The 24,024-nt window shown below is 43.3% G+C and carries 23 protein-coding genes; 12 read left to right on the forward strand and 11 right to left on the reverse strand.

Annotated elements, in window-relative coordinates:
- Window positions 1-23: 23 nt before the first annotated feature.
- The 4 genes from dapC to parC form a co-directional block, all read right to left on the reverse strand.
- Window positions 24-1,232: a succinyldiaminopimelate transaminase gene (dapC, locus tag RTJ53_RS05805; protein WP_312276240.1), complete on the reverse strand. Its 1,209-nt coding sequence runs from the start codon at window positions 1,230-1,232 to the stop codon at window positions 24-26.
- 179 nt (window positions 1,233-1,411) lie between these two features.
- The gene (locus RTJ53_RS05810) at window positions 1,412-1,765 is read right to left on the reverse strand and encodes a hypothetical protein (RefSeq protein ID WP_312276241.1); all 354 of its coding nucleotides are present in this window, start codon (window positions 1,763-1,765) and stop codon (window positions 1,412-1,414) included.
- A gap of 189 nt (window positions 1,766-1,954) precedes the next feature.
- Complete coding sequence (locus RTJ53_RS05815) at window positions 1,955-3,160, reverse strand: RelA/SpoT domain-containing protein (protein ID WP_312276242.1); 1,206 nt, start codon at window positions 3,158-3,160, stop codon at window positions 1,955-1,957.
- Window positions 3,160-5,409 (reverse strand): DNA topoisomerase IV subunit A, encoded by a 2,250-nt coding sequence (gene parC / locus RTJ53_RS05820; RefSeq protein WP_312276243.1) that lies wholly within the window; start codon window positions 5,407-5,409, stop codon window positions 3,160-3,162. The genes RTJ53_RS05815 and parC overlap by 1 nt, the downstream gene beginning before the upstream one ends.
- Before the next feature lie 515 nt (window positions 5,410-5,924).
- Between parC and RTJ53_RS05825 the strand changes: the two genes are divergently transcribed.
- The 5 genes from RTJ53_RS05825 (at window position 5,925) to RTJ53_RS05845 (ending at window position 11,652) form a co-directional block, all read left to right on the forward strand.
- The gene (locus RTJ53_RS05825; RefSeq protein WP_284034824.1) at window positions 5,925-7,646 is read left to right on the forward strand and encodes an AMP-binding protein; all 1,722 of its coding nucleotides are present in this window, start codon (window positions 5,925-5,927) and stop codon (window positions 7,644-7,646) included.
- 107 nt (window positions 7,647-7,753) lie between these two features.
- On the forward strand, window positions 7,754-9,508 hold the full coding sequence (locus tag RTJ53_RS05830; protein WP_409418139.1) for an AMP-binding protein: 1,755 nt from the start codon (window positions 7,754-7,756) through the stop codon (window positions 9,506-9,508).
- Between the two features lie 132 nt (window positions 9,509-9,640).
- Window positions 9,641-10,357, forward strand: coding sequence for a ribonuclease PH (rph, locus tag RTJ53_RS05835; protein ID WP_060994509.1), 717 nt, complete (start codon window positions 9,641-9,643; stop codon window positions 10,355-10,357).
- Window positions 10,358-10,430: 73 nt separating this feature from the next.
- Complete coding sequence (locus RTJ53_RS05840; protein ID WP_312276244.1) at window positions 10,431-10,913, forward strand: hypothetical protein; 483 nt, start codon at window positions 10,431-10,433, stop codon at window positions 10,911-10,913.
- Window positions 10,914-11,091: 178 nt separating this feature from the next.
- Window positions 11,092-11,652 (forward strand): c-type cytochrome, encoded by a 561-nt coding sequence (locus RTJ53_RS05845; protein WP_312276245.1) that lies wholly within the window; start codon window positions 11,092-11,094, stop codon window positions 11,650-11,652.
- 53 nt (window positions 11,653-11,705) lie between these two features.
- Here the strand turns inward: RTJ53_RS05845 and RTJ53_RS05850 are convergent, their stop codons facing one another.
- Window positions 11,706-12,482 carry an elongation factor P hydroxylase gene (locus tag RTJ53_RS05850; RefSeq protein ID WP_312276246.1) on the reverse strand — a complete coding sequence of 259 codons (777 nt, stop codon included), beginning with the start codon at window positions 12,480-12,482 and terminating at the stop codon, window positions 11,706-11,708.
- 144 nt (window positions 12,483-12,626) lie between these two features.
- Here RTJ53_RS05850 and RTJ53_RS05855 point away from each other — a divergent pair, with 144 nt between their 5' ends.
- Together RTJ53_RS05855 and rpmF are read left to right on the forward strand one after the other, a co-directional pair.
- Complete coding sequence (locus tag RTJ53_RS05855) at window positions 12,627-13,259, forward strand: YceD family protein (protein WP_312276247.1); 633 nt, start codon at window positions 12,627-12,629, stop codon at window positions 13,257-13,259.
- 246 nt (window positions 13,260-13,505) lie between these two features.
- Window positions 13,506-13,691 carry a 50S ribosomal protein L32 gene (rpmF, locus tag RTJ53_RS05860; RefSeq protein ID WP_312276248.1) on the forward strand — a complete coding sequence of 62 codons (186 nt, stop codon included), beginning with the start codon at window positions 13,506-13,508 and terminating at the stop codon, window positions 13,689-13,691.
- Window positions 13,692-13,892: 201 nt separating this feature from the next.
- Here the strand turns inward: rpmF and RTJ53_RS05865 are convergent, their stop codons facing one another.
- From RTJ53_RS05865 to RTJ53_RS05875, 3 genes are all read right to left on the reverse strand, one after another.
- Window positions 13,893-14,462 carry a hypothetical protein gene (locus tag RTJ53_RS05865; protein ID WP_312276249.1) on the reverse strand — a complete coding sequence of 190 codons (570 nt, stop codon included), beginning with the start codon at window positions 14,460-14,462 and terminating at the stop codon, window positions 13,893-13,895.
- Window positions 14,463-14,742: 280 nt separating this feature from the next.
- Window positions 14,743-15,045, reverse strand: a complete 303-nt coding sequence (locus tag RTJ53_RS05870) for an addiction module antidote protein (protein WP_312276250.1) — start codon at window positions 15,043-15,045, stop codon at window positions 14,743-14,745.
- Entirely contained in the window at window positions 15,032-15,367 is a 336-nt protein-coding gene (locus tag RTJ53_RS05875) for a type II toxin-antitoxin system RelE/ParE family toxin (RefSeq protein WP_312276251.1), read from the reverse strand. Before RTJ53_RS05875 ends, RTJ53_RS05870 begins: the two co-directional genes overlap by 14 nt.
- Window positions 15,368-15,923: 556 nt before the next feature.
- On the opposite strand from RTJ53_RS05875, the gene fabD reads away from it, so the two are divergent.
- The 3 genes from fabD (at window position 15,924) to acpP (ending at window position 18,041) form a co-directional block, all read left to right on the forward strand.
- Window positions 15,924-16,871, forward strand: coding sequence for an ACP S-malonyltransferase (gene fabD / locus RTJ53_RS05880; RefSeq protein WP_312276408.1), 948 nt, complete (start codon window positions 15,924-15,926; stop codon window positions 16,869-16,871).
- 16 nt (window positions 16,872-16,887) lie between these two features.
- Window positions 16,888-17,616 carry a 3-oxoacyl-ACP reductase FabG gene (gene fabG, locus RTJ53_RS05885; RefSeq protein WP_312276252.1) on the forward strand — a complete coding sequence of 243 codons (729 nt, stop codon included), beginning with the start codon at window positions 16,888-16,890 and terminating at the stop codon, window positions 17,614-17,616.
- Between the two features lie 182 nt (window positions 17,617-17,798).
- Window positions 17,799-18,041 (forward strand): acyl carrier protein, encoded by a 243-nt coding sequence (gene acpP, locus RTJ53_RS05890; protein ID WP_007115622.1) that lies wholly within the window; start codon window positions 17,799-17,801, stop codon window positions 18,039-18,041.
- 83 nt (window positions 18,042-18,124) lie between these two features.
- On the opposite strand, the gene RTJ53_RS05895 is transcribed toward acpP, so the two are convergent.
- Window positions 18,125-18,943: a cytochrome C assembly family protein gene (locus RTJ53_RS05895; protein ID WP_257621694.1), complete on the reverse strand. Its 819-nt coding sequence runs from the start codon at window positions 18,941-18,943 to the stop codon at window positions 18,125-18,127.
- A 144-nt stretch (window positions 18,944-19,087) separates the two neighbouring features.
- Between RTJ53_RS05895 and ffh the strand changes: the two genes are divergently transcribed.
- Window positions 19,088-20,554 carry a signal recognition particle protein gene (gene ffh / locus RTJ53_RS05900; RefSeq protein ID WP_312276253.1) on the forward strand — a complete coding sequence of 489 codons (1,467 nt, stop codon included), beginning with the start codon at window positions 19,088-19,090 and terminating at the stop codon, window positions 20,552-20,554.
- Between the two features lie 180 nt (window positions 20,555-20,734).
- Entirely contained in the window at window positions 20,735-21,823 is a 1,089-nt protein-coding gene (locus RTJ53_RS05905) for a sulfate ABC transporter substrate-binding protein (protein ID WP_312276254.1), read from the forward strand.
- Between the two features lie 8 nt (window positions 21,824-21,831).
- Here the strand turns inward: RTJ53_RS05905 and RTJ53_RS05910 are convergent, their stop codons facing one another.
- Together RTJ53_RS05910 and recA are read right to left on the reverse strand one after the other, a co-directional pair.
- Window positions 21,832-22,464, reverse strand: a complete 633-nt coding sequence (locus RTJ53_RS05910) for a regulatory protein RecX (protein ID WP_312276255.1) — start codon at window positions 22,462-22,464, stop codon at window positions 21,832-21,834.
- A gap of 105 nt (window positions 22,465-22,569) precedes the next feature.
- The gene (recA, locus tag RTJ53_RS05915; protein ID WP_312276256.1) at window positions 22,570-23,625 is read right to left on the reverse strand and encodes a recombinase RecA; all 1,056 of its coding nucleotides are present in this window, start codon (window positions 23,623-23,625) and stop codon (window positions 22,570-22,572) included.
- Window positions 23,626-24,024 lie beyond the last annotated feature (399 nt).

Consider the following 24,024-nt stretch of genomic DNA (forward strand, 5'->3'; position numbering starts at 1 on the left):
GCCATCACTTTTTTTATGAAAAATTACACCAAATTTGATAAGTCCAAGCTCAGCAATCGATCAATCGCCTCGCTGCTTTGTGCGATATCTGCAACCAATGCCATGCGCACATGGTTTTTGCCAGCGTTGCCGCTGTTCTTTTGGTATGGGGGCATATCGCGAGATAGGTAACGCCCTGCAAGCGCATGGATATTTAGCTGTTCATAAATCACTTTGACAAACTGCTCATCATCTTGTACCGGCAACCAAAAATAAAAACCGGCATCAGGACGGCGTAGCGGTAATTTGTCTGACAGCTTGTCCATCCACAAATCAAACTTTTGGCGATATAGTTTGCGGTTTTCTTCCACATGGGCTTCATCTTGCCACGCGGTAATCGAAGCGAGCTGATGATGAATCGGCATCGCGCAGCCTTGATAAGTGCGGTATTGGGCATATGGCGCTAGTAACTTGGCATCACCTGCCACAAATCCTGAGCGCATGCCAGGTAGATTGGAGCGTTTTGACAGCGAATGAAACACCACGCAATTGGCAAAATCATCGCGTCCGAGTTTGGCGCAGACTTCAAGTAGTCCAATTGGCGGCGTATCAAAGTACAGCTCACTGTAGCACTCGTCACTGGCTAGGATAAACCCGTATTTATCCGATAACTCAACCAGACGTTGCCACTGCGCCAAATCCATCACTGAGCCAGTTGGGTTGTTTGGACTACACACAAAGACCAGTTGGGTTTTTTCCCAAACCTCGCTTGGCACGCTGTCATAGTCACCGACAAAGTTATTGTCGGCGGTACAATTGACAAAATACGGCTGTCCACCAGCGAGCAGCGTCGCCCCTTCATAAATCTGATAAAACGGATTGGGCATCACCACGTAAGGTCGTTTGCTATCCTCACGGTCAAATGCCGCTTGTACAAAACTAAATAGCGCCTCACGCGTACCCATCACCGGTAATACTTGGGTGTCGGCATTTAATTGTTTGACCTGAAAACGGCGCTGTACCCAATCGGCAATCGCTTGGCGCAGCTCAGGCAAACCGTTGGTGGTGGGGTAATTTTGGATTTTAGCCAGATTGTCTTTGATGACGTCTAACACAAACTGTGGTGGTGTGTGCTGCGGTTCACCGATACCTAGTTTAATCGGGGCATAGTTGGGGTTTGGCGTGATGCCTTGTAGCAAGGTTGCCATCTTGGCAAATGGATAAGGATGCAAAAGCTGTAATTGCGGATTCATAAGGGGTTGGCTATCCATATATTCGAGAGAACTAATTTTAAAAATACTCTGATTTTAAAGTTACCGGGATTTTAAAAATACTGGGATGTTAAAAATACTGTGAAAAATGAGGTTACTTTACCCCGAATCGCTGAGTTTGCCAAGATTGAACCAAAAGTTTGCTAAAAGTTGATAGCCAATTAACGTTTTGAACCATGAGCTTGGGCGATGTTTCGCTCAAAAAAATGGGTAAAGGTGAGTATCAAGGTAAAAAGGGTGGGGAAAAAGCAGGTGTTTACTATATCATGCACACTGCCTTGCCAGTACCAGTGCTTGGCAATTATAAGCTGGTCATGTCTGTCTAGCACTTCACCCATGCTGGCAGCAGCAATCACCGCAAATAAGGCGATAAGCCAACGGTAGCGGTGATTTTTAAAAAGTAGGCTTGTGATAAGAAATACCCCAATACCGACATAGATATGTAGGGCATCTCGCTCTAAGCCTGTGAAGCTAACGATGTGGGTTTTGATGTCTTGAAATACGGAGTCGTACATAGAAAGTTTAATTTTGATTGAAAAGTTGCCAGAGCATAGCTATTTTCTGCCAATGGTTAAATGCGGTTTTTGTGTTGAATTATTACGGGCTTCTTAGCGTGGTAGAGGACATCTCGTTCAAGCCCGACGAGATTGATCATGAAAAGCTTGATATCTTGTAAATGGCTGGGGCATCTAATTTAACTAATTTTATTCATTATCTTTAGGTTTTTTTCGTTCAGTTGGTGGAGCTTTTTGACTAGATAACTTCACTTCTGGGTCAGCTTTAGCATTTATTTTTTGTTTTATACTTTCGTCTTCATTTTTTGATAACTCTAACTTCAACAAGTCATTATAAGCGGAGTCACCAAGAAGAATTCTAATTACAGGTGTGCTAGATGCAATTTCTTTATCTAATCCTTTAGAGCTCTTTATAATCTTTATTCTGTCATTCTTGTTGTTAACAGCTTCCACTAGACGTGATTTTCTTTGAGCTCTACTAATAGTTTTAATATCCTTATCCCAAGATTCATCACTTACCGTAACTTTATCTCGATCCAATTTAGGATTTTGCTCTAAGCTACTTTTTTGATTTTCTCCCGCATCTAAATTTATATTGTCAAGAGAATTTGCATTCTTCTTTAATTCCTCTTCGCTTAACTTGACAAAATATTCATAATCGGTTGAAACCATTTGTTCACAAGCACTTAATGCACCATTTAAAATTGACATTCGTCTAATTAGTTCTGGATGATTTTCAAAGTTAGGATATCTCACATAATGGTCAATTTCACCCCATGTTTCTTCAAGAATACTTCGAGTTTGCAACTCAAATTTGAAATTATGTGGTGGTATGCCCTCTATTAAATAATGAGTTGAGCGGTAGTTGGTCTTTTCTTTAACTTTCTTTTCCAAATTATATTTTTTATTATTAGCTTCAATAAAGTTATTGTCAGGAATTTGAGTTAAGTCATCGTTTGGAGCATAGTAGATAGTAATTGGTTCATTTTCACAAACCTTAAATTCTTTCAAAATAAAATCATTAACTTTATACCAATCAGCTTTAAATAGATAAATTGCTCTTAAACCTATCAAATCATTTACAATATTTTTATAATTTTCAACATCAATAGTCATATATTTTGAGTTTTTATCTTGCTCTTTAATTGCTTCTTTTCTTTTACGAACAATCTTTTGTAGTAAATGAATGGGGTCTTTAATTCGCCACTTAACAGAATTAACACTATCACCAAATTGAAGGATGTTAGCAAAATAACTGGCTTGATATTTCAATCTTTCTTGATTAGACAAATAATCATTTAGAATTTCTACTAAAGTATCTTTCGAAACTTTAGCTTCCGCAAGGTCAGTAGATAATAAGCCACTAGATTCAAAAAATTTATCTTGATTTTCCATCAAATTTTCTCCACTTTACTTACTTTTTGAAAACCTTTTGGCAATAGTCCGCCGCGTCGACCGCGTGTACCCATAAAATTGGCAATATCCATCGGTTTGAGCGTCAACGTGCGTTTACCACTGTCCAATGACAAACTATCCCCTTCGGCAAATGTGGTGATGGCGACCACGCTGTCACCGTCTTTTAAATCAATCAGCTTGTTGCCTTTACCTTTTTTCATCATCGGTAACTCAGTCAATGGGTATACCAGCAAATGCCCTGCCGAACTGACCACGCCAACTAGCGTATCTTGCTCACCAATTTGGTGGGTTATTAAACCAAAGGCGTCATCAAAATTAATCACATTTTTGCCCGCTTTTTGGTTGGTATCAAGATCAGCAAAAGTGTTAATAAAGCCATAGCCTTGTGAGCTTGCCATGATAAGCTTACTGCCATCTTGTCCCATCAGCACATTGACAAAACTTGCTCCGCCCGTGGGTTTTAGCAGGCTGGTAAGCGGCTCGCCTTGTCCTCGCGCAGAGGGCAAGGTATGGGCATCGAGGCGATAGCTGCGACCGGTGTTATCCATGAGATAGACTTTTTCATTGGATTTGCCTTGCGCATGGGCAAGGTAGGCATCGCCCGAACGGTAATTCATATTGGCGGCATCGACATCGTGCCCTTTGGCGGAGCGAATCCAGCCTGATTTTGACACGATGACCGTCACAGGCTCGCTTGGGGCTAGGTCAGTTTCTTTAAGCGCAATGGCTTCCGTGCGCTCTATAATCGGCGATTGGCGTTTATCGCCATGTTCTTTCATATCGGCAGTGAGCTCTTCAATCATTAAACCCGTCAATTTGTCTGGGTTGTTCAAGTATGCTTCGATTTGGGCTTTCTCTGCTTCTAGGTCACTTTGTTCACGTTTGAGCTCAATTTCTTCAAGACGCGCCAATTGACGCAGACGAATATCCAAAATCGCGTTGGCTTGGATTTCGGTCAAATCATAGCGGGTCATCAATTCTGCTTTTGGGTCGTCTTCCTCACGGATGATACGGATAACTTCATCAATATGAAGATAGGCAATTAGCAAACCTGCCAAGATATGCAGGCGCTGCTCGATTCTACTCAAGCGGTATTGCAGACGGCGCGTGACGGTATCTCGGCGCACAGAGAGCCATTCGGTGAGAATGGTAAGCAGTGATTTGACTTGGGGTTTGCCATTGGTGCCAATCATGTTGAGATTAACACGGTAATTACTCTCAAGGTCGGTACTGGCAAACAAATGGCTCATCATCGGCTCGATATCAACACGGTTAGAGCGCAGCTCAAGCACGATACGGCAAGCGTTTTGGTGGTCGGATTCGTCATGGATGTCAGTTACCCAAGGCAGTTTTTTGGCATTTATTAAATTGGCGATTTGCTCAATGATTTTATTGCCGGAGATTTGATAGGGTAGCGCATCGATGATGATTAAGTTTTTTTCTTTGTCATCGACATGATAAGTAGCGCGCATTTTGTAGCTACCACGACCCGTTTTATATAGCTGTAGCAAATCCTTAGGCGAGGTGATGATTTCTGCTTTGGTCGGTAAATCGGGTGCAGGGATGTACTTTGCCAGCTCTTTTTCCGTCATCGTGGGTTTTTTAAGTAGCGCGATGCAGCCTTTGACTACTTCAGACAAGTTATGTGGCGGGATATCGGTTGCCATACCGACCGCAATGCCGGTTGTGCCGTTGAGCAAGATGTTCGGCAGGCGAGCAGGCAAGGTGACAGGTTCTTGCAAGGTGCCGTCAAAGTTGTCTTGCCAATCGACAGTGCCTTGACCGAGCTCGTTTAGCAGAGTATTGGCATAAGCCGATAGCTTGGCTTCAGTATAGCGCATCGCAGCGAAGGATTTTGGGTCGTCGGGCGAGCCGAAGTTGCCTTGACCGCTAATGAGTGGATAACGGTAGCTAAACGGCTGACTCATCAACACCATGGCTTCATAACAGGCGGAGTCGCCATGCGGGTGGTATTTACCAATGACGTCACCGATAGTGCGCGCTGATTTTTTGGGTTTGGCGGTATTTTTGAGCCCAAGCTCGCTCATCGCATACACGATACGGCGCTGCACGGGTTTTAAGCCGTCGGCAACGTTTGGCAATGCCCGGTCCATGATGACGTACATCGCGTAGTTGAGATACGCGTTTTCGGTAAATTCAGCGACTGAGCGAGTGGGGTTGTTCAAATCGTTTGGTTTGGTAATTTTTGCTACAAGGGTATCAGACATAATGGTTACTTAATCAATGACAAAAAATAAAAGAAAGTGCAAAAGAAAGAAAGTGCAAAAGATAGATAAGAAGTATGAGGAAATATCATAAAGCTTGAGAGTAGAAAAACAAGTGCTAATCCATGACATGGCAAATTTGCCCAGTTTTACACGTCAAACTGTGTCGCAAAAACGCCTTTTAAAGATAATTGGACACTGTAGCCGCTTTAATGGTCAAATAAACGATAACTATTTCGACGCGAAATCATTTTTATCATCCCATAAGTACAGAGAATAGGCTTGAGAATTGAGTAAATATTTAGTATGTTAATAGTACATTTGGCCGCGATTTTTAATATAATTTTTAGCAGTGGGATTGACCTTTTTATAAAAATTCTTTTAATTATCAATATGCTATTCGCTGATAGACCGCATACCTAAGGAAAACATTTCTCATGAATGAATCAACCACCTCAGCTCAAACCCCTGACAACAATACCCAATACAATGCGCCTATCGATACTCCCGTCGATAATATGGAAGCGCAGCCACATGCGCCAAAGCTTACCGATCATCATGAGAAACCTTGGTTAAAGACTTACCAGCATTACGGCATGAACTATAACATGCAAATGCCCGGTGACGAAGTTAACCTAATGAATGTTTTTGAAAAGAATTTCGAACAATTCAATGGTAGTGATGCCTTTGTGTGTATGGGTAGTAGCATGACCTATCGTCAGCTAGATACTTATAGCCGCCAAATTGCAGCGTATTTGCAGGGATTGGGTCTACAAAAAGGCGATACCGTTGCAGTGATGATGCCAAATATCTTGCAATATCCAGTGTGTATGATTGGTATCATCCGCGCAGGTTTTATCTTGGTCAATGTCAATCCCTTATACACCGCTCATGAATTAGCGCATCAGTTAGAAGACTCGCAAGCCAAAGCGTTATTTATCGTTGAAAACTTTGCCAAAACCTATCAAGATATCGGCAAAAAAATGGTTGATCACGTTATCGTCTGTTCAATCGGTGATTTGATGGGTACCTTCAAAGGTATGCTAGTTAATACCGTGGTCAAGTATGTCAAAAAAGCCATTCCAGCTTGGCAAATTGACGGGCATGTGACCTTTAAGAGTGTTATCAAGCAAGCGTCTGCCAGTCGCTATCAGCGCCCAGAAGGTATCAAAGGCAGTGATATTGCGGTACTACAGTACACTGGCGGCACCACAGGGGTTGCCAAAGGTGCGATGCTTACCCACAGTAACTTGGTATCCAATATGCTACAGTGCCAAGAGTTCGCCAGACAAGTGTTTCCCAATCAAATGGTGGGTGAGTACGTCGTCGTTGCCTTACCGCTCTACCATATTTTCTCATTTACTGCCTGTGCGCTACTAGGTATGAACATGGGCTTTACAGGTGTATTGATTCCAAACCCCCGTGACATGGACAGTTTTGTCAAAGAATTAGCAAAATATAAGCCAGTCTTCTTCCCAGCGGTAAACACATTATTTAATGGTTTGGCGCACCACGCCGGTTTTCGTGCATTAGACCACAGCAAATTGCGTTTGTCGCTAGGCGGTGGTATGTCGGTATTGCCTTCAACCGCTGAAGAGTGGAAACGTATTACAGGTACCAATATCCTAGAAGGCTACGGCTTGTCCGAAACCTCACCCGTTGCCACCCTAAACCCCTTGGCACAAGAACAATTTAGCGCCAAAATTGGTATCCCGATGCCCAACACCGACATCAAACTGCTTGATGACAACGGCAATGAAGTCGCAGCAGGTGAGCGTGGTGAGATTGCAGTTAAAGGTCCACAAGTGATGAAAGGCTACTGGCAGCGTCCTGAAGCCACTACAGAAGTAATGACAGCAGACGGTTATTTCAAAACCGGTGACATCGCTGTCATTGATGAGCAAGGCTACTTCAAAATCGTTGACCGTAAAAAAGACATGATTTTGGTATCAGGATTTAACGTCTATCCAAACGAAGTTGAAGAAGTGCTAGCGGCGCATCCTAAAGTATTGGAAGTCGGGGTGATTGGGGTGCCGAGCGAAAAAAGCGGCGAAGTACCAAAAGCGTTTGTGGTACGTAAAGACCCAAGCCTCACCGAGGAAGAGTTGCTGCAATATGCGCGAAGCGAGTTAACCGGTTATAAACGTCCGCGTAAAGTTGAGTTTGTGGATGAATTGCCAAAATCGAACGTTGGCAAAATCTTGCGTAAAGAACTGCGTAAACTTGAAGAAAAAAAGTAAGCTAACGCTTGTTGCCAAAACCCAGCTTTTCTATATCAGATTAGTTGGGTTTTTTATTGCATCGCGCCCAACTAACCTTATAAAATTGGGAATACCACTAGGCTGTTATGAGCAATACTGAGTTTATGGATGACGCTATTTCACCAATCAATGACCGCCCGATGCATGAGATGTATGAATGGGAAGAAAATCAGCAACCGTGGCTGATTAGCTACGAGCGCTATAATATTTGTAGTACCATCGATATGCCAGATGACCAAACCTCGCTGATTGACATGTTAGAAGCGGGGTTTGCTAAACATGCGCGGCAAGTGGCGTATTATTGCGATGATCAGCAGATTACTTACGAACAGTTAGATAAACTGAGTCTAAAAGTTGCCATTTATTTACAGCAGTTAGGGCTCAATGTCGGCGATGCCATTGGCGTGATGTTGCCCAATATTTTGCAATATCCTGTGATTACCCTTGGCGTCATCCGTGCTGGTATGGTGCTGGTGAGTATGAACCCTTCCTACACCAGCCGCGAGCTTGAGCACCAAATGGATGATGCCGATATCAAGGCGTTGTTTATACTAGATAAATTTATTTATACCTATAAAGACATTGCCGATAACCTTAACCGCGATTTACATCATTTAATCATCTGTCGTTTGGGCGATTTAAAAAGTAAGCTCAAAGGCGCGTTAATCAATCTGGTCTCAGCGACCACCGATTTGCCGCCCAAAGGTAATTGGATATATTTTAGTCATTTATTAGCGGGCGCTAGCAAGGCTTATCAACGGCCAAATCTCACGTTATCGAATATCGTATTAATTCAATATACCGGTGGTACCACAGGGACGGCAAAAGGCGCGATGCTCAGTCATGGCAATGTGATTGCCAATTTGCTGCAAATCGATGCGTTGATTCGCAGCGCGTACGATGAAGAAGGGCAAGAAGATATTATTTTGGCATCATTGCCGCTGTATCATGTATTTTCATTCACCATTTGTTGTGTCTTTATTTTATATCGTGGGTTTGCATCAAGGCTCGTGCCCAATCCACGTGATATCAATGAACTGGTTAATACGCTAAAGCGTACACCGCCGCATTTTATTTTGGGGGTCAATACGCTATTTAGCGCCTTGATACAGCATCCTGAATTTCGAAGGCTCGATTTTTCCCAACTCAAAGCCACCATTGGCGGCGGCATGGCAATCTTACCTAGCGTTGCCAAAAAATGGCACACTATCACAGGGTTACCGATTATTGAAGGGTATGGGCTTTCAGAAACCGCGCCTGTGATTACCTTTAATCCGTTAACTATCGCAGAATTTACCAATAAAGTCGGGCTTCCAACCCCTGCCACTGACATCATCTTATTGGATAACAACGACCAACCTGTGCGCATTGGCGAACGCGGAGAAATCGCCGTCAAAGGCCCGCAAGTGATGGTGGGGTATCGCAATCTACCTGTCGAGACCGCGAATGCGTTTACCGCGACAGGCTATTTGCGCACGGGCGATATTGGCATCATTGATGAGCGCGGTTTTATCAAAATCGTTGACCGTAAAAAAGACATGATTGTGGTGTCAGGGTTTAATGTCTACCCAAATGAGATTGAGTCAGTGATGCTCGAGCATGCCGATGTGCTTGAGTGTGTGGCGATTGGTGTACCAAGCGCGACGCGCGGCGAAGAGCCCAAAATATTCGTGGTCAGAAAACACAACCGCGTCACCGCTGAGCAACTACTGGCGTTTGGTAAACAACACTTAAGTGGCTATAAACGCCCACGCTATGTCGAGTTTGTCGATAGTCTGCCCAAGTCCAATGTTGGTAAGATTTTACGTAAAGAGCTACGTAAGCGCGAAGGGCTTGAATAGCAACCTACCATGTTGCCGACGGAATTGTCTTGCTAAAACTGGGTTGGCAAGGTAGCATAAAACCACTGTAATTTTTGCCCATTGCTTAAAAACTATCTACCAAACCGTCAAGGCGGTCTTTTAGGGAATCTTATGCGTATCGATAATCGTGAAAACAACCAACTTCGCCCAATTAGTTTTGTGCGTAACTTTACCAAACATGCCGAAGGCGCCGTGCTGGTCAGCTATGGTGATACCAAAGTGCTATGTACCGCCAGTATTGAAACCCAAGTACCGCGCTGGCTTAAAGGCACAGGTAAAGGCTGGATTACTGCTGAATACGGTATGTTGCCACGCGCGACCCACGAGCGTACCCAACGCGAAGCCGCCAAAGGAAAGCAATCAGGTCGTACCCAAGAGATTCAGCGGTTGATTGGTCGTAGCTTACGGGCGATGGTAGATCTTGAAAAGCTTGGGGAAAATACCATCCATATCGACTGTGACGTGCTGCAAGCCGATGGCGGTACCCGTACTGCCAGTATCACCGGTGCGGCTGTGGCATTGGTCGATGCATTAGAAAAACTGCAAGCCGCCAAAAAACTCAAAGCCGATCCTTTGGTAGGCTTGGTAGCAGCCGTCTCTGTGGGCATCAAAAATGGTGAAGTGCTCTTAGATTTGAACTATAGCGAAGACTCAAGCTGTGACACAGATCTTAACGTCGTGATGACGCAAAAAGGCGAGTTTATCGAGATTCAAGGCACTGCCGAAGAAAAACCGTTCACCCGTGCGCAAGTGGATGAAATGCTAGCGATTGCTGAAGAAGGTATCAAACAGCTGATTGCCGAACAACAAGCAGTGCTAGGTTGGTAAAATAGCCTAACAAAACAAGCTAGACTAGTAAGGGCGTAGCGCATACGCCCTTGAAATCGTTATAGAGATTATTATGTTAAAAGTCACCGAGATAGGCGTTACCATTGGTTTGCAAAGTCAAGCGGTGACACCAAACAAGCTGACCCAAATACTCTGGGTGGGTATAGCCATTGCCGTGGTAGGGCTATTAATGGCATTTAAAATGCTCTCAGTCGCCATCGGCTCGCTGATGATTTTACTAGCCATCATCGCAAGTGTTGCGTGGCAATCATTCAACCGAAAAAAAGAGGTGCCTACTTTAACAGGGGGTGAACTGCGACTGACCCAACAGGGTTTTAGCCATCACCAAGGTGCTAAAGTCACAAGTTATCAATTATTGCCCAGCGATAGCATTGAGCCCACTATTGATGGCATGACCATCTACAATGCTGACGGTCTAACCTTGTATCACATCACAGGTTTTCATGACCCTAAACATATCAAAATCGCCCAAGCCGTCCTACAAGGTAAGCCTATCAAAACCCAAGGCAAAGCAATCAAATTACAAAGCACTTAATCAAAAAACCACACCCTATCTCACACAGTGGTTAGGCACAGTGGTTAGGCTTAGTTACCAAATCATAATAATTTTTTTGCCAATACTTGTTAAAATCCTTAGAGATGATTAATCCACACTCTGATAATAACATTAATTATTTAATTCATATAAACCAAAAACACGGAAGGAAAGGACGATGTCAACTGCATTAAAATTTGCCACCCCATTAATCATTGCGATGGCGCTGGTAGGCTGTAATAAAAAAACAGAAACCACAACAACTACTGCTTCAGCGCCTGCTACCACAGTTACCGCTAGTGCCAATGGTGCAACGGCAACCGCTACGGTAAGTACCACAACGACGTCGACCACGGCAGTTGACCCTAATATGACGCCAGAAGACCACAAAAAAGCGCGTGAAAGAATCATGAAAGATTGGAAAAAAACCAACCAAACCATTGGTGCCATGGTCAAAGATCCAAGCAAATTTGATGCCGCGCAAGTCAAAGCCGCTGCCGAGAAACTTAACCAAAATCCTTGGGTGCATTATCCAGAGACAGCCAAAGGCGGTGAAGCAAAAAATGAAATTTGGAGTGATGCTGCAGGGTTCCAACAGCAGATTGATAAATTTAAAACCGCTGCCAGTGCCCTCAATGCCGCCGCTGCGACTGCAACCAGTGTCGATGGCATTAAAACCCAATTTGGCGATTTGGGCGCTAGCTGTAAATCCTGTCATGACAAATATAAAGAAGATTAAGTTTTTATCCCCCATAAAAAAGGCAGCGTTTAATGACTGCCTTTTTTATTGATTTAATTCGCTTTGATAAAATTGTGATAGATATCAAACGAGGTCAATGGTAGCGGGCGCAGTTTGATTAACTGGCTTAGCAACACTTTGGCATCGGTTGACAGTTTTTGCCCCGTTTGCCAAAACTTCACCGCTTGGGCTTGTACATCGGCTTCAAAAGTGCTCTGACTGGTATCAAAATCAGCAAACAAATTATCTTTAGACACGCTAAAAGGTTTGTTGCAGGCGAGCGTCAATAAACATTCAATCGCTTGCGGCAGGATTTCTACTTGTTCAAACTGTTGCTGCTGCTGCTCATTACGTCCATCAGGCGCATACCAGTAGCCAAAGTCATTGAGCAATCGGCGTTTTTGACCTGCCATACACCAATGGCTAATTTCATGCAAGGCACTGGCAAAAAATCCATGCGCAAACACAATTTTGGCAGGCTCGTTATCGGTCGCGGCAAAATATTCAGGCTCATGCTCGCCTTTGACCAAAATCGTATCACGATGGCAAAACCATAGTTTGAACCAACCCATCAGCCATTGCACTTGTAATGCTTCCACCGATACCCATTGATAGTCAGTCAAAGGGCGATTTTTTGTCTTTGATATACTGGCGAGTACGGGCACAAAATTAACCCTTAATGCTAAATGCGCACTTTTTTGGTCAATCACAGTTGTGTCAATATCATTGGCTAACACAGGCGCCACCGCGAATTGACTGACAAAAGGCAGCGTCATAAAGGGAAAAATAGCAAGGGTTGGTGCGGATATTGGCGATAGGTGTGTGGACATAGCAAAAGTAGGGTTGATAAAAATTGCTATTATACAATTTAACAGCCCGCATCGACTAGGAAATCACGCCTACAACATGCTACCATGCAATGGACGTCAGTATGCTTTATACTACAACGTAACATAACTAACAGGAGCGGTGAAATGACGCTACATTCTTCATCAAACGTACTAGCACAATCATCGCAAGATGTACCGACAACTGCCTCATCCAAAACCGCTAATAACACCACCAGTGAGATTGGCTCTAGTGCCAGCTTGGTTAAGTTTATTGATTTGGCACGTTGGGAGCATAACAATGACAACCATTATCACTGGGAAGGCAAGGTGAGTCTCAAGGATTTGCCACGTATCTATGCCTTGGGTGATGAACATCATGACAACGATCAACCACTGGATGTGATATTAGACATTCAGAAAAAAGGGGACGTGGTATTTTGGCAATTACACACTACGGGCGTGCTTTGGCAAACCTGCCAGCGCTGCCTAGACCCCGTCGCAGTGAGTCTGGATGTCGATAGTGAGCTTGCACTGCTTGAAGATGAAAATCACGTCGCATTGCTTGATGAAGGGACAGAAATGATCCTGATTGATGAGCTAACAGATGACAACAAGCTGTGGCTATTACCAATGATTGAAGATGAGTTATTGGTTGATTTGCCATTAGCACCCAAGCATGATGACTGCGAGATGGCAGTGACTGAGGTGGGCGAGTTGCCAGAGGCCGTGGCGGAAAAAGAAAATCCGTTTGCGGTACTGGCAAGCCTAAAAAGTTAATAACAACCACGCCATTAGATATGCCTTCATACACGTAGTAACAAAAACTTGCCACTAAATGTCGGTTAAGGCTTTGCTAAATAGGTTTTTTTACGTATAATATGGCGTTTATAAATTTATCTGATTGTCTGTTCCAATAGTTTGCCTTATATCCATGTCAAATATCGATATCAAGTTGTTTGCATGATGATGTAATGAGGTTAAGGGAACGATGTTTTAATAGCGAGAAGCACAGGAGCTAACCTCATGGCTGTTCAACAAAACCGTAAAAGCCGTTCACGCCGTGATATGCGTCGTTCACACGACCGCATCACAATCAATGCTGTTGCTATAGATGCAACTACCGGTGAAAAACACATCCGTCACCATGCGACCAAAGACGGTTTTTACCGTGGTCGTCAATTATTCAAAGTAGCAGCGGTTGCTGAATAATTAGCGCAAAATGCAGGGCTTTGACATAGCTTAGTATGTATTGGCTAAGCACCAAAAAGGCTGATGATAATTCATCAGCCTTTTTTTTGTAAGCCTTGATAATAATGGGTTTGTCATTTCATTAATTTAGTTTATTTGAAAACTTTGATATTTTTATCTCATAAAATTTTTGAGTATAAAAAACCCACTGCTTGAGTGGGTTTACTTGTATTTTTCGTTTAAATATTTTTTTATTTCTTCCTTTGGCTGTTCAAATGAGCAAGCTATATCAATAGTATTAATAGCTATACCTTTTGGTGCAGGATATCGAAATTTAAAATTCTCTTTAGCCATATATTCATTTTTAGTTGTTGGTCTTATATATTCTTCATTGCTCTTAAGTTCATCATCAAGATAGTATTCGACTGAATCTATAAAATATGTATTATTAGCACAATTAATATTCCAATGCTCAACCGTGTTATTGAAGAACACATTTTCTATCTGTTTTTCATCTAGTGCAACGGTCTTTAACCAACCCTCGACTGTTTTAATTCTTGAATCGAGGTCATAATCTTCACCAAACATATATGATATATTCCAACTATTTCTTAAAAAAAACACTTTGGTATCATTTGCTTGCGTTGCATAAATCCATTCATCTGAATACTTGTTATTCTTATCAGTTAATGGTTTTAATGCTAAGCGTATATCATTTTTAGTATAAGTTTCTGCACCAACTGCCACACCAGCCATCATGAAGCCAAAAACTGCTACCGCTAACTGTTTCATACTCCATCCCTTACATAAGTTGGATTTTTACTATATACGATAAGTTATGGGCAAGCAATTACTGATTAGATAGTTTTGCCAGCGTTCAGTACTGATGGAGCTGAATGCATTTTAGGCACTGCAAAAAGTCCGCTCATTACTTACCATTCGCGTTATGCACATGCTTGTGGTGTCGGTGGTAAATTTGCTTCTCTAATGCCTTAACGCTGAGATATGGGGCGATGTTTGGGCAATAAAAAAGGGCAAAGGTTTAACCATCACCCAATCATTTAAAATGTAGTTAGGCGTGTTTACTCACTACTTGTAATTGATAGCCCAAACTGTCTAATACTTTGGCTAGGCTTTCAAAACGTGGCTTTTCAGATTGTAAGGTTTTATACAGGGTAGTCCTACCCATATTTGCCCCTTTGGCTACGTCATTCATGCCCCTTGCTCTAGCAACATCGTTAAGGGCTTGCACAAATTCGGCTGGCGTTCCGTCCTCTAGCAGTTCATTAAGATACGCCTGTATGGTGGCTTCATCAGTTAAATAACTTGCCACATCAAAACGGCTGATTTTAATAGGTTGGTTAGTTGCAATCATTGTCTGTGGTGTCCTGCTGTTGTATGGTTTGCCATAATTTCACGGCTTTGTTGATATCTGTTTGCTGGCTATCTTTTGCGCCGCCCATCAATAATAAATAAATCGTTTCGCCTTGTTGGGCGTAATATACTCGATAGCCATTGCCCTTAAATATTCGCATTTCATATATACCGCCAGTACTAGGTAGTAGCTTGCAATCGCCAAAATTACCACTTTCAGCCCGTTTAATTCTTATCGCTATGCCTGCTTTGCCTATAGGGTCTTTTAGGGCATTAAGCCAATCGCTAAATATATTTGTTTGGTTAATCGTGTAAGTTGTCATTATAGCCCCTCATTATTTTTATATTGTAGTGTTTTTACTACATTTAGACAATAAAAAAAGGCATGGCTAAAGTAACCCTACCTCATCATGCTCGTTCAGCCTTAAAATAAAAATTTACTATCACCTTATAACAGTGAAGCGGACATAACCGTCCTAGATTTTAAAATACCCCAAAGAAAAAGCTAGAATTTTTTTTTCAATATGCCATAATAATCAGAGTACAATTGTACACATAAATTTGCTGGCTTACTTTTGCCTGTTTGCTGGATAGTAAGTTATATGATTGCCAGTTAAGTTTAATAAGCCTATAACGTCAATCTAAGCTACTGACGCCATTTTGATTTTGCCGATAACTTTTGGTAAAGTAATCGACCTAAAAATAGCCCAAGCAAGTTTTTTTGACCGTATTTTTTAGCGCTCTAGTAGACACGATACAACCTAAGCAGTACAACTGAAGCAGTACAATATAATAAGTTAGGACATTATGGATAACCCAATGCAAAGCCAAGCCAGCGCAAATCAACCAGCCACTTCAGCAAAAGACAATGCTGCACCTATGAAATATGCTGTGATTTTTCCAGGACAAGGCTCGCAGAGTGTGGGTATGCTACAAGATTGGGCAGCCCAGTATCCTACTGTCAAAGCAACGTTTGATGAAGCCTCAACAGCCCTTGGGTTTGACTTGTGGGCGATATGCCAAGGGGCGTCAGGTGCCGCGTCTTTGGATGATACTGCGTATACCCAACCTGCACTCTTGACCGCTAGTATGGCGATTTGGCGAGTGCTGCGCGATGAGCTTGATTTACAGCCGGCATATGTTGCCGGACATTCACTGGGTGAATACAGTGCGCTGTGTGCCGCTGGGGTATTGAGTTTGACAGATGCTGTAAAGCTGGTGCATCAACGTGGTCAGTATATGAGCGCCGCCATGCAATCACAAACAGGTAAAATGGCGGCGATTTTAGGTCTGTCTGATGAAGATGTACAACAAATATGTGATGCTGTGGTAGCGGCGCATACGCAGGCAGTAGTCAGTCCAGCCAATTTTAACGCGCCAGGGCAAGTGGTGATTGCAGGCAATGTGGCAGGCGTGGATTTAGCGTCAGAGAAAATCGCTTCACTCGGTAAAAAAAGCATGCCGCTTAAAGTTAGTGTACCGTCCCATTGCCAACTGATGACACCTGCCACCGATAAGCTTGCCGCAGAATTAGAAAACGTGACATTTAACCAGCCCAGCATTCCGGTGATACAAAATCGCCATGCGCGGGTAGAAAACGATGTGACCGCAATCAAACAAGCCTTGATTGAACAGCTCAATATGCCCGTGTTATGGTCGACTATTGAGAATAATTTAGCAGATGCGCAAATCACTTTACAAATCGAATGTGGCAGTGGTAGTGTGCTGACAGGACTAGCCAAACGCCAAGCGCAGAAAATTACCACACTATCAACCGATACAGTGGCCAAACTAGACAATATAAAACAACAATTATCAGCCCAATAAAAAACCAAGGAAGTATATGACTCAACGTATTGCATTAGTGACAGGCGCTAGCCGTGGGATTGGTCAAGCAATTGCCAAACGTCTAGCAAATGAAGGCTATCTTGTCATCGGCACTGCTACCAGTGAAAAAGGTGCAGTGGCAGTCAATGATTACCTACAGGAATCGGGTGGCGCAGGTCGCGTGCTCAATGTGCAAGATGCCGAGCAAATCAACCAGTTATTTGATAGCATTGAAAAAGAATTTGGCAATGTACAGGTGCTAGTCAACAATGCCGGTATTACCCAAGATGGTCTACTCATGCGGATGGATGACAATGCCTGGGAGCGCGTGCTCGACGTGAATTTGACCTCGGTATTTCGTACCAGTAAACGCGCCATGAAAGGCATGATGAAAGCGCGGCAAGGTCGCATCATCAATATCACTTCCGTAGTCGCAGCGATGGGCAATGCCGGACAAATCAACTATACGGCAAGCAAAGCAGGCATTGAAGGCTTTACCCGTTCACTGGCCCGGGAGATTGGGTCACGCCAAATCACCGTCAACTGCGTGGCACCAGGCTTTATCGACACTGACATGACCAGCGAGCTTGATGAAGCATTGATTCAATCCATGCTTAATGCCGTTCCGCTAGCCAAACTGGGCAAACCTGAAGACATCGCCGCAGCGGTAAATTTCTTGGCAAGTGAAGAAGCAGGTTATATTACCGGCACCGTGCTTGACGTCAATGGCGGCATGTACATGTAAATGGATTAGCCTGCCAAACACCAACCTAACGGGCTCTAAAATGCAGTTTTGAACTTAAAATACAGTTTTTGAAATAGTAACAGGTTGCATTATTTTATTTTGAAATAGGCAATGAGCATGATAATATGCTCTAATATGTAGTTTACTCGATATATCATATACCCCAATGCAAGGAGAGAAGCATGAGTAACGAAATCGAACAAAAAGTAAAAGCCGCAGTAGCTGAGCAATTAGGCGTGAATGCAGAAGACATCAAAAATGAATCTTCATTCATGGATGACCTCGGTGCAGATTCACTTGACCTTGTTGAATTGGTGATGTCTTTTGAAAACGAATTTGGTATTACCATTCCTGACGAAGACAGCGCACAATTGACCACGGTGCAAAGTGCTATCAGCTATGTACAATCAAAATTGGCTAACTAGTTACTAGTTACTTAATTTAGCAGCTTACTTATTACTTAGTTTAGCGGCATTTTACCCCAGTTTTAGCGATAAAATTGGGGTTTTTATTTGTTTAAAATCAGCTCCAACACAAACTTCGTCCCGATAAACGCCAAGCCAAGCAAAATCACACCATATAGCGTCATATTAGCCGCGCGTTGACCTCGCCAGCCAAAGCGCCAATGTCCAACCAATAGCGCCCCAAATACCAACCAAGACAACAGACTAAACACAGTCTTGTGTACCAAATGCTGCGCCAGTAAATTGGTCGTATCGATAAAGCCCAACAACAGCGAAATCGACAATAGCGTAAAACCCACAGTAATCATATCAAACAGCAAGGCTTCCATGCTTTGGAGTGAAGGTAGTTTATCGACCCAGACACGGTGAAAGGTTTGACGTTTGAGTTCGCTGATTTGTAGCCGCAGCATAATCGCGGCAATCGCTGCCATAAATAGTACCGAATAAGCAGCTAAAGACATGATGATATGGGCTTGTAAGATAGGACTGATGGTTGATAATGGGTGATATGGTGCATCGCCAAAAAAACCAATCATCATGCCTAAGAATGCCAACGGCGTTGCCAAAATCCCAAGCGGCAAAATTTGGCGATAAAGACAGAATCCCCAATAAAATAACAGCATAAACAATGTCGTCAACGACACGACATTAAAAATATTAAAGTTTAGACCGCCTTGGGTAATGATATCAGGATATAACACCACCGCATGACCCAATAACCCAATCAGCAATTGCCCAAGCACCATGCCTTTACGGATGGGCTTTTGTTGCGTAACTGCCCACATCAAATAGACGGTAGTTAAGCCATAACAGACTAACGCAAGTACAAAGATTACAAACACCCTAGCCTCATCAAAAATCATCAAATACGTGCAAAATGCGATGGTTATACTAGCATGAGCCATGTAACAAATCGCGATTTTATCGGTATTATATTAGCAGTTTTAGCTAATTTAGCATAAAATAGTAAGATTATAAAATTGATAGCAATAGATTAGAGAAATTATATGTTTGAAACCTTAACCGAACGCCTGTCGACGAGTTTACGTAGTATCTCTGGTACAGGGCAGCTAACTGAAGATAACATCAAAGACACCTTGCGTGAAGTGCGTATGGCACTACTAGAAGCTGATGTCGCCTTGCCAGTGACGCGCGATTTTGTGTCACGGGTAAAAGACAAAGCCCTAGGTCAAGAAGTCCTTAAAGAACTCGCCCCAGGTCAAGCCTTTGTCAAAATCGTCTATGACGAGCTGACCGAGATGATGGGCAGTGCTAACCAATCACTTGAAATGACAGGCAAACCACCCGTTGTATATTTGCTAGCGGGTTTGCAAGGGGCGGGCAAAACCACCACAGCCGGTAAACTTGCCAAATATCTGCAAGAGCGCCATAAGAAAAAGGTCATGCTAGTTTCTGCGGACGTCTATCGCCCCGCAGCAATCAAGCAGCTTGAGCAAGTCGCTGAGCAAGTCAAAGCCAGTTTTGTGCCATCAAGTGCTGACCAAAACCCGATTGATATCGCCAAACGCGCTATCGAGCAAGCCAAAGTACAGTTTCAAGATATTTTGATTATCGATACCGCAGGTCGTCTGCACATTGACGAAGCCATGATGGACGAAATCAAAGTCTTAACCGCAGCCGTCACTCCGTCAGAAACCTTATTTGTCGTTGACTCAATGACCGGTCAAGATGCGGCAAATACTGCAAAAGCCTTTAATGATGCACTACCTTTGACTGGCGTGATTTTGACCAAGACTGACGGCGATGCGCGCGGTGGTGCGGCGTTGTCGGTACGTGCCATCACCGGTAAACCGATCAAATTTTTGGGTCGTGGTGAAAAACTGGATGCGCTTGAGCCCTTCCACCCTGAGCGTGTGGCACAGCGTATCTTGGGCATGGGTGACGTGTTGTCACTGGTCGAAGAAGTCGAGCAAAAAATTGACCGCGAAAAAGCGGAAAAAATGGCGAAAAAAATCCAAAAAGGTGGTGAGTTTGACCTTGAGGATTTGCTAACCCAATTCCAACAAATGAAAAATTTGGGCGGCATGGCGGGCTTCTTAGATAAAATGCCAGGTATGAGCGGTGCAGATGTCCAAAAAGCGGTATCAGATGCCAAACCAGAAGAAAAGGTCAAAGAAATGGAAGCACTCATTCATTCAATGACCCCATTTGAACGTAAAAACCCCGATAAAATCAACCCAAGCCGTAAACGCCGTATCGCGGCAGGCGCGGGTAAAGACGTGCAGCACGTCAATCAGCTGTTAAAGCAGCACAAGCAAATGGCAAAAATGATGAAAATGTTATCTGACCCATCGGGCATCAGCAAAATGATGAAAGCGGTGCAAGGGTTGACCAAAGGCATGGGCGGTGGCGGTGGTCCATTATTTGGACAAAACAACCAAGCAGGCGCAAATACCACAACAGTTAATGGTCAAGCCAATCCAGTTGCGCCAAAATTTAAAACCCGTTTTTAAAATTTTAATCGCAGGATTGTACTTTCAAAGCCCGTATGCATTACGGGCTTTTTTATTCAACTAAGGAATAATGAAAGTATTAAATATTCCAAGACAGTATAATTAAAAATCCTTACTATATTTTCAATCATTAAGCCATTGGATGTTTAGCTTGGCACTTTGAAAACTTATGAGGAAAACATGACAAACGCGACCCAAAATCACCCATTCACCACCCGTACTTACTCTAAAAGTAAAGTCTTTGCATTAGTCGGTATTTCAGTGATGGCAGTGGCAAGCTTAACTGCCTGCCAAAAAGCCCCGCCCAAAAACGAGAGTGCAGCCAGCGCTTCAGCCGCTAACGGCAATGGTGTATCTTTGCTAAACGTATCTTACGATGTGTCCCGCGAGTTGTATAAAGAATACAACCCAATTTTTACGGGGCAGCAAAAACAGGCCGTCACTATCCAGCAGTCGCATGGCGGCTCAAGTAAACAAGCCTTGAGCGTGGCCAATGGGCTTAAAGCGGATGTGGTGACCATGAACCAAACCTCAGATATAGAACTGCTGGTGAAAAAAGGCTTGGTGGATAAAAACTGGCAGCAAGCGTTTCCCAATAACGCGGTACCTTATACTAGCACCATGGTACTACTAGTTCGCAACAACAACCCCAAGCAAATCAAAGACTGGGATGACTTGGCAAAGCCTGGTGTCAGTATCGTGATTGCCAATCCAAAAACGAGTGGTACAGCGCGATATGGTTTCTTGGGGGCGTATGGATATGGCTTGCACCACTTCAATAATGACGAAGCCAAAACCAAAACCTTGGTGAAACAAATTTTGAGCAATGTGGCAGTGTATGACAGTGGCGCAAGGGCAGCGACAACAAGCTTTTTACAACGAGAAATCGGCGATGTGCTGATTACCACAGAGAATGAAGCACAAATCACCAAAAAAGAATTTGCCGATAAAAACTTACAGATTATTTATCCCAGTTATTCGGTCAAGATTAGTAACCCTGTCGCTGTGGTGAATGCCGTTACCGAGCAAAAAGGTACCACTGAATTGGCAAAAGCCTATTTAAAAGGTTTGTGGGATACGCCTGCCCAAGAGATTATGGCCAAGAATTATTTGCGCCCTGTGGATGCGGCGACTTTGGCAAAATACCAAAGCCAATTTCCTGCAATTGCCACGTTTGAGCCAAATCAAGTTTTTGGTAGCTGGGATGAGATTATGAGCAAGTTTTTTAAAGATGGCGCAATTTTTGACCAATTAGCGGTAAAAAAATAGCCGTGGCGCTAGCGATTGGCTAAGGTAGTTAGGTCATACTTTAAGGCATCAAAACACACCTCTGCAGCAAAGCCCCGATATTGCAAAAATCGCAGTTGACGGGCTTTTTCTTTAGGCTCCGTAGGAATGGCATCACCGTATTTTCGTACCCGTGCTGCCACCGCTTGGGCAAGCCAATCCACTTCATAGGTCTCAGCTGGGTCGTCATCCGCCGTGTCTGATTCAATGTCATTGAGTAATAAATGCTCAAAAAAATCATTGTGCGTCTCAATCCATGCATTAATCGCACTGACCGAACGGACGGTGGTTAATCCATGTTTTTTTAACGTTTGAAAAATCCGCTGGGTACCATGCTGCTTGCCAATACCTTCTTTGATCAATGCAGATGTCATACGCTCATCGCTTTGATAACCTTCTGCTTCAAATTCGCGCAAAAGCGCTTCGATAGCCCCCGCATCACATCCTTTAGCCAGTAGTTTATCCCGCAGCTCTTTTTTAGATTGCTCACGCCGCCCAAGATAATAAAACGCCAGCCAACGCATGTAGCTCTCGGCTTTAAGTTTGTCATGGTAAGCTTGGCGTTGTTCATCAGTCATTAACTGATTTTCGATAGTTTCTAACAAGGATTTAGGATTTGGCATAGCGGTTTTAACCGTGACTAAAAAAAGCTAACAGGCTGGGGAACAAGTTGAACGGTTTAAAAACAAAAACCCCAGTAAAAACTAGGGTTTTGGTTAGCTAGGCAGTTATTGCATACCTTCGACAAACTCAGGGGGTTCAACGTCTTGCGCTTCTTCTTGCACAGGTTCGACATTACCAAGCTTAGCAGCGCGCACTTTGGCTTCAATCTCTTGGGCGATTTGTGGGTTTTCTTCCAAGAATCTAATGGCGTTGGCTTTACCTTGACCAATTTTACTGTCATTGTAGCTGTACCAAGCGCCCGATTTTTTGACCGCATCAATATCGACACCCAAGTCAACCACTTCACCTAAATGATTGGTACCTGTCCCATACATGATGTCAAATTCTGCTTGGCGAAACGGCGGCGCCAGTTTATTTTTGATGACTTTAACGCGGGTCTCAGAACCGACGATGTTTTCACCGTCTTTGACCGCACCAATACGACGAATATCCAAGCGCACCGACGCATAAAATTTTAGGGCGTTACCACCGGTCGTGGTTTCTGGCGAGCCAAACATGACACCGATTTTCATACGAATTTGGTTAATGAATACCACCATACAGTTAGAGCGTTTGGCGTTACCGGTGATTTTACGTAGCGCTTGGCTCATCAAACGTGCTTGCAGACCCATGTGGCTGTCGCCCATCTCGCCTTCAATCTCCGCGCGTGGGGTAAGGGCGGCGACCGAGTCAACAACAATCATATCCACCGCACCTGAGCGCACTAGCATATCGGTGATTTCAAGCGCTTGTTCACCGTTGTCAGGCTGCGTGACAAGTAAAGCATCGACATCAACGCCCAATTTTTTGGCATAAATAGGGTCTAGCGCATGTTCAGCATCGATAAAAGCACAGGTACCGCCTTGCTTTTGACATTGGGCGATTGCTTGCAAGGTTAAAGTGGTTTTACCCGAACTTTCAGGACCATAAATTTCGACGATACGACCCTTTGGCAAACCGCCAATGCCCAGTGCAATATCCAAACCCAATGAGCCTGTGGAGACTACATCCACGTTAATTTTTGCTGACTCATCACCCAGGCGCATGATGGTATTTTTACCAAATTGTTTTTCAATTTGTGATAAAGCGGCAGTTAAAGCTTTGGCTTTATTCTCGTCCATAAGGACTCCTTGTCATAAAAAAAGTTAATAAAAAAGGGAAAAATATAAAAGTAGGAATAAGTTAAAAAAGAAGTGAATTGATAAGGCTATAATAACAAAATACACGAAAAATTATAGGGCTAAATCACTGATATACGACATATATTGTCGCTTATGATTGTTAAAAATTAATTAAAAATAACATGAGAAAATCTCTAAATAAATGGGTGTTTTTTGGGTGTTTTCAAGCTATATTTTGCAACAAAAATCCCCACTAACAAAGTGAGGATATGCAATGCGATTCGCCACTATTAAGTATTAGGGCGCATCTTCTGATGAATCATTGGGTAGGGGTTGGGTGTTACTAGGTATGACAGAGCTAGGTATGGCAGAGTCAGGCATGGCAGTGCTCGGATTTGA

This window comes from Moraxella sp. CTOTU46711 (assembly GCF_031975715.1).
Lineage (GTDB): Bacteria > Pseudomonadota > Gammaproteobacteria > Pseudomonadales > Moraxellaceae > Faucicola.

What these genes read in the sequence shown, in the direction of transcription:
- RTJ53_RS05825 (WP_284034824.1), top strand. Translation starts at nt 5,925, where the DNA reads ATGGAAGCGCAGCCACATGCGCCAAAGCTTACCGATCATCATGAGAAA.
- rph (WP_060994509.1), top strand. Translation starts at nt 9,641, where the DNA reads ATGCGTATCGATAATCGTGAAAACAACCAACTTCGCCCAATTAGTTTT.
- parC (WP_312276243.1), bottom strand. Translation starts at nt 5,409, where the DNA reads ATGTCTGATACCCTTGTAGCAAAAATTACCAAACCAAACGATTTGAAC.
- RTJ53_RS05910 (WP_312276255.1), bottom strand. Translation starts at nt 22,464, where the DNA reads ATGCCAAATCCTAAATCCTTGTTAGAAACTATCGAAAATCAGTTAATG.
- RTJ53_RS05865 (WP_312276249.1), bottom strand. Translation starts at nt 14,462, where the DNA reads ATGAAACAGTTAGCGGTAGCAGTTTTTGGCTTCATGATGGCTGGTGTG.
- RTJ53_RS05815 (WP_312276242.1), bottom strand. Translation starts at nt 3,160, where the DNA reads ATGGAAAATCAAGATAAATTTTTTGAATCTAGTGGCTTATTATCTACT.
- RTJ53_RS05875 (WP_312276251.1), bottom strand. Translation starts at nt 15,367, where the DNA reads ATGACAACTTACACGATTAACCAAACAAATATATTTAGCGATTGGCTT.
- fabD (WP_312276408.1), top strand. Translation starts at nt 15,924, where the DNA reads ATGAAATATGCTGTGATTTTTCCAGGACAAGGCTCGCAGAGTGTGGGT.
- RTJ53_RS05855 (WP_312276247.1), top strand. Translation starts at nt 12,627, where the DNA reads ATGACGCTACATTCTTCATCAAACGTACTAGCACAATCATCGCAAGAT.
- RTJ53_RS05845 (WP_312276245.1), top strand. Translation starts at nt 11,092, where the DNA reads ATGTCAACTGCATTAAAATTTGCCACCCCATTAATCATTGCGATGGCG.
- fabG (WP_312276252.1), top strand. Translation starts at nt 16,888, where the DNA reads ATGACTCAACGTATTGCATTAGTGACAGGCGCTAGCCGTGGGATTGGT.
- RTJ53_RS05840 (WP_312276244.1), top strand. Translation starts at nt 10,431, where the DNA reads ATGTTAAAAGTCACCGAGATAGGCGTTACCATTGGTTTGCAAAGTCAA.
- RTJ53_RS05850 (WP_312276246.1), bottom strand. Translation starts at nt 12,482, where the DNA reads ATGTCCACACACCTATCGCCAATATCCGCACCAACCCTTGCTATTTTT.
- ffh (WP_312276253.1), top strand. Translation starts at nt 19,088, where the DNA reads ATGTTTGAAACCTTAACCGAACGCCTGTCGACGAGTTTACGTAGTATC.
- RTJ53_RS05810 (WP_312276241.1), bottom strand. Translation starts at nt 1,765, where the DNA reads ATGTACGACTCCGTATTTCAAGACATCAAAACCCACATCGTTAGCTTC.
- RTJ53_RS05830 (WP_409418139.1), top strand. Translation starts at nt 7,754, where the DNA reads ATGAGCAATACTGAGTTTATGGATGACGCTATTTCACCAATCAATGAC.
- dapC (WP_312276240.1), bottom strand. Translation starts at nt 1,232, where the DNA reads ATGAATCCGCAATTACAGCTTTTGCATCCTTATCCATTTGCCAAGATG.
- RTJ53_RS05895 (WP_257621694.1), bottom strand. Translation starts at nt 18,943, where the DNA reads ATGATTTTTGATGAGGCTAGGGTGTTTGTAATCTTTGTACTTGCGTTA.
- RTJ53_RS05905 (WP_312276254.1), top strand. Translation starts at nt 20,735, where the DNA reads ATGACAAACGCGACCCAAAATCACCCATTCACCACCCGTACTTACTCT.
- RTJ53_RS05870 (WP_312276250.1), bottom strand. Translation starts at nt 15,045, where the DNA reads ATGATTGCAACTAACCAACCTATTAAAATCAGCCGTTTTGATGTGGCA.
- rpmF (WP_312276248.1), top strand. Translation starts at nt 13,506, where the DNA reads ATGGCTGTTCAACAAAACCGTAAAAGCCGTTCACGCCGTGATATGCGT.
- acpP (WP_007115622.1), top strand. Translation starts at nt 17,799, where the DNA reads ATGAGTAACGAAATCGAACAAAAAGTAAAAGCCGCAGTAGCTGAGCAA.
- recA (WP_312276256.1), bottom strand. Translation starts at nt 23,625, where the DNA reads ATGGACGAGAATAAAGCCAAAGCTTTAACTGCCGCTTTATCACAAATT.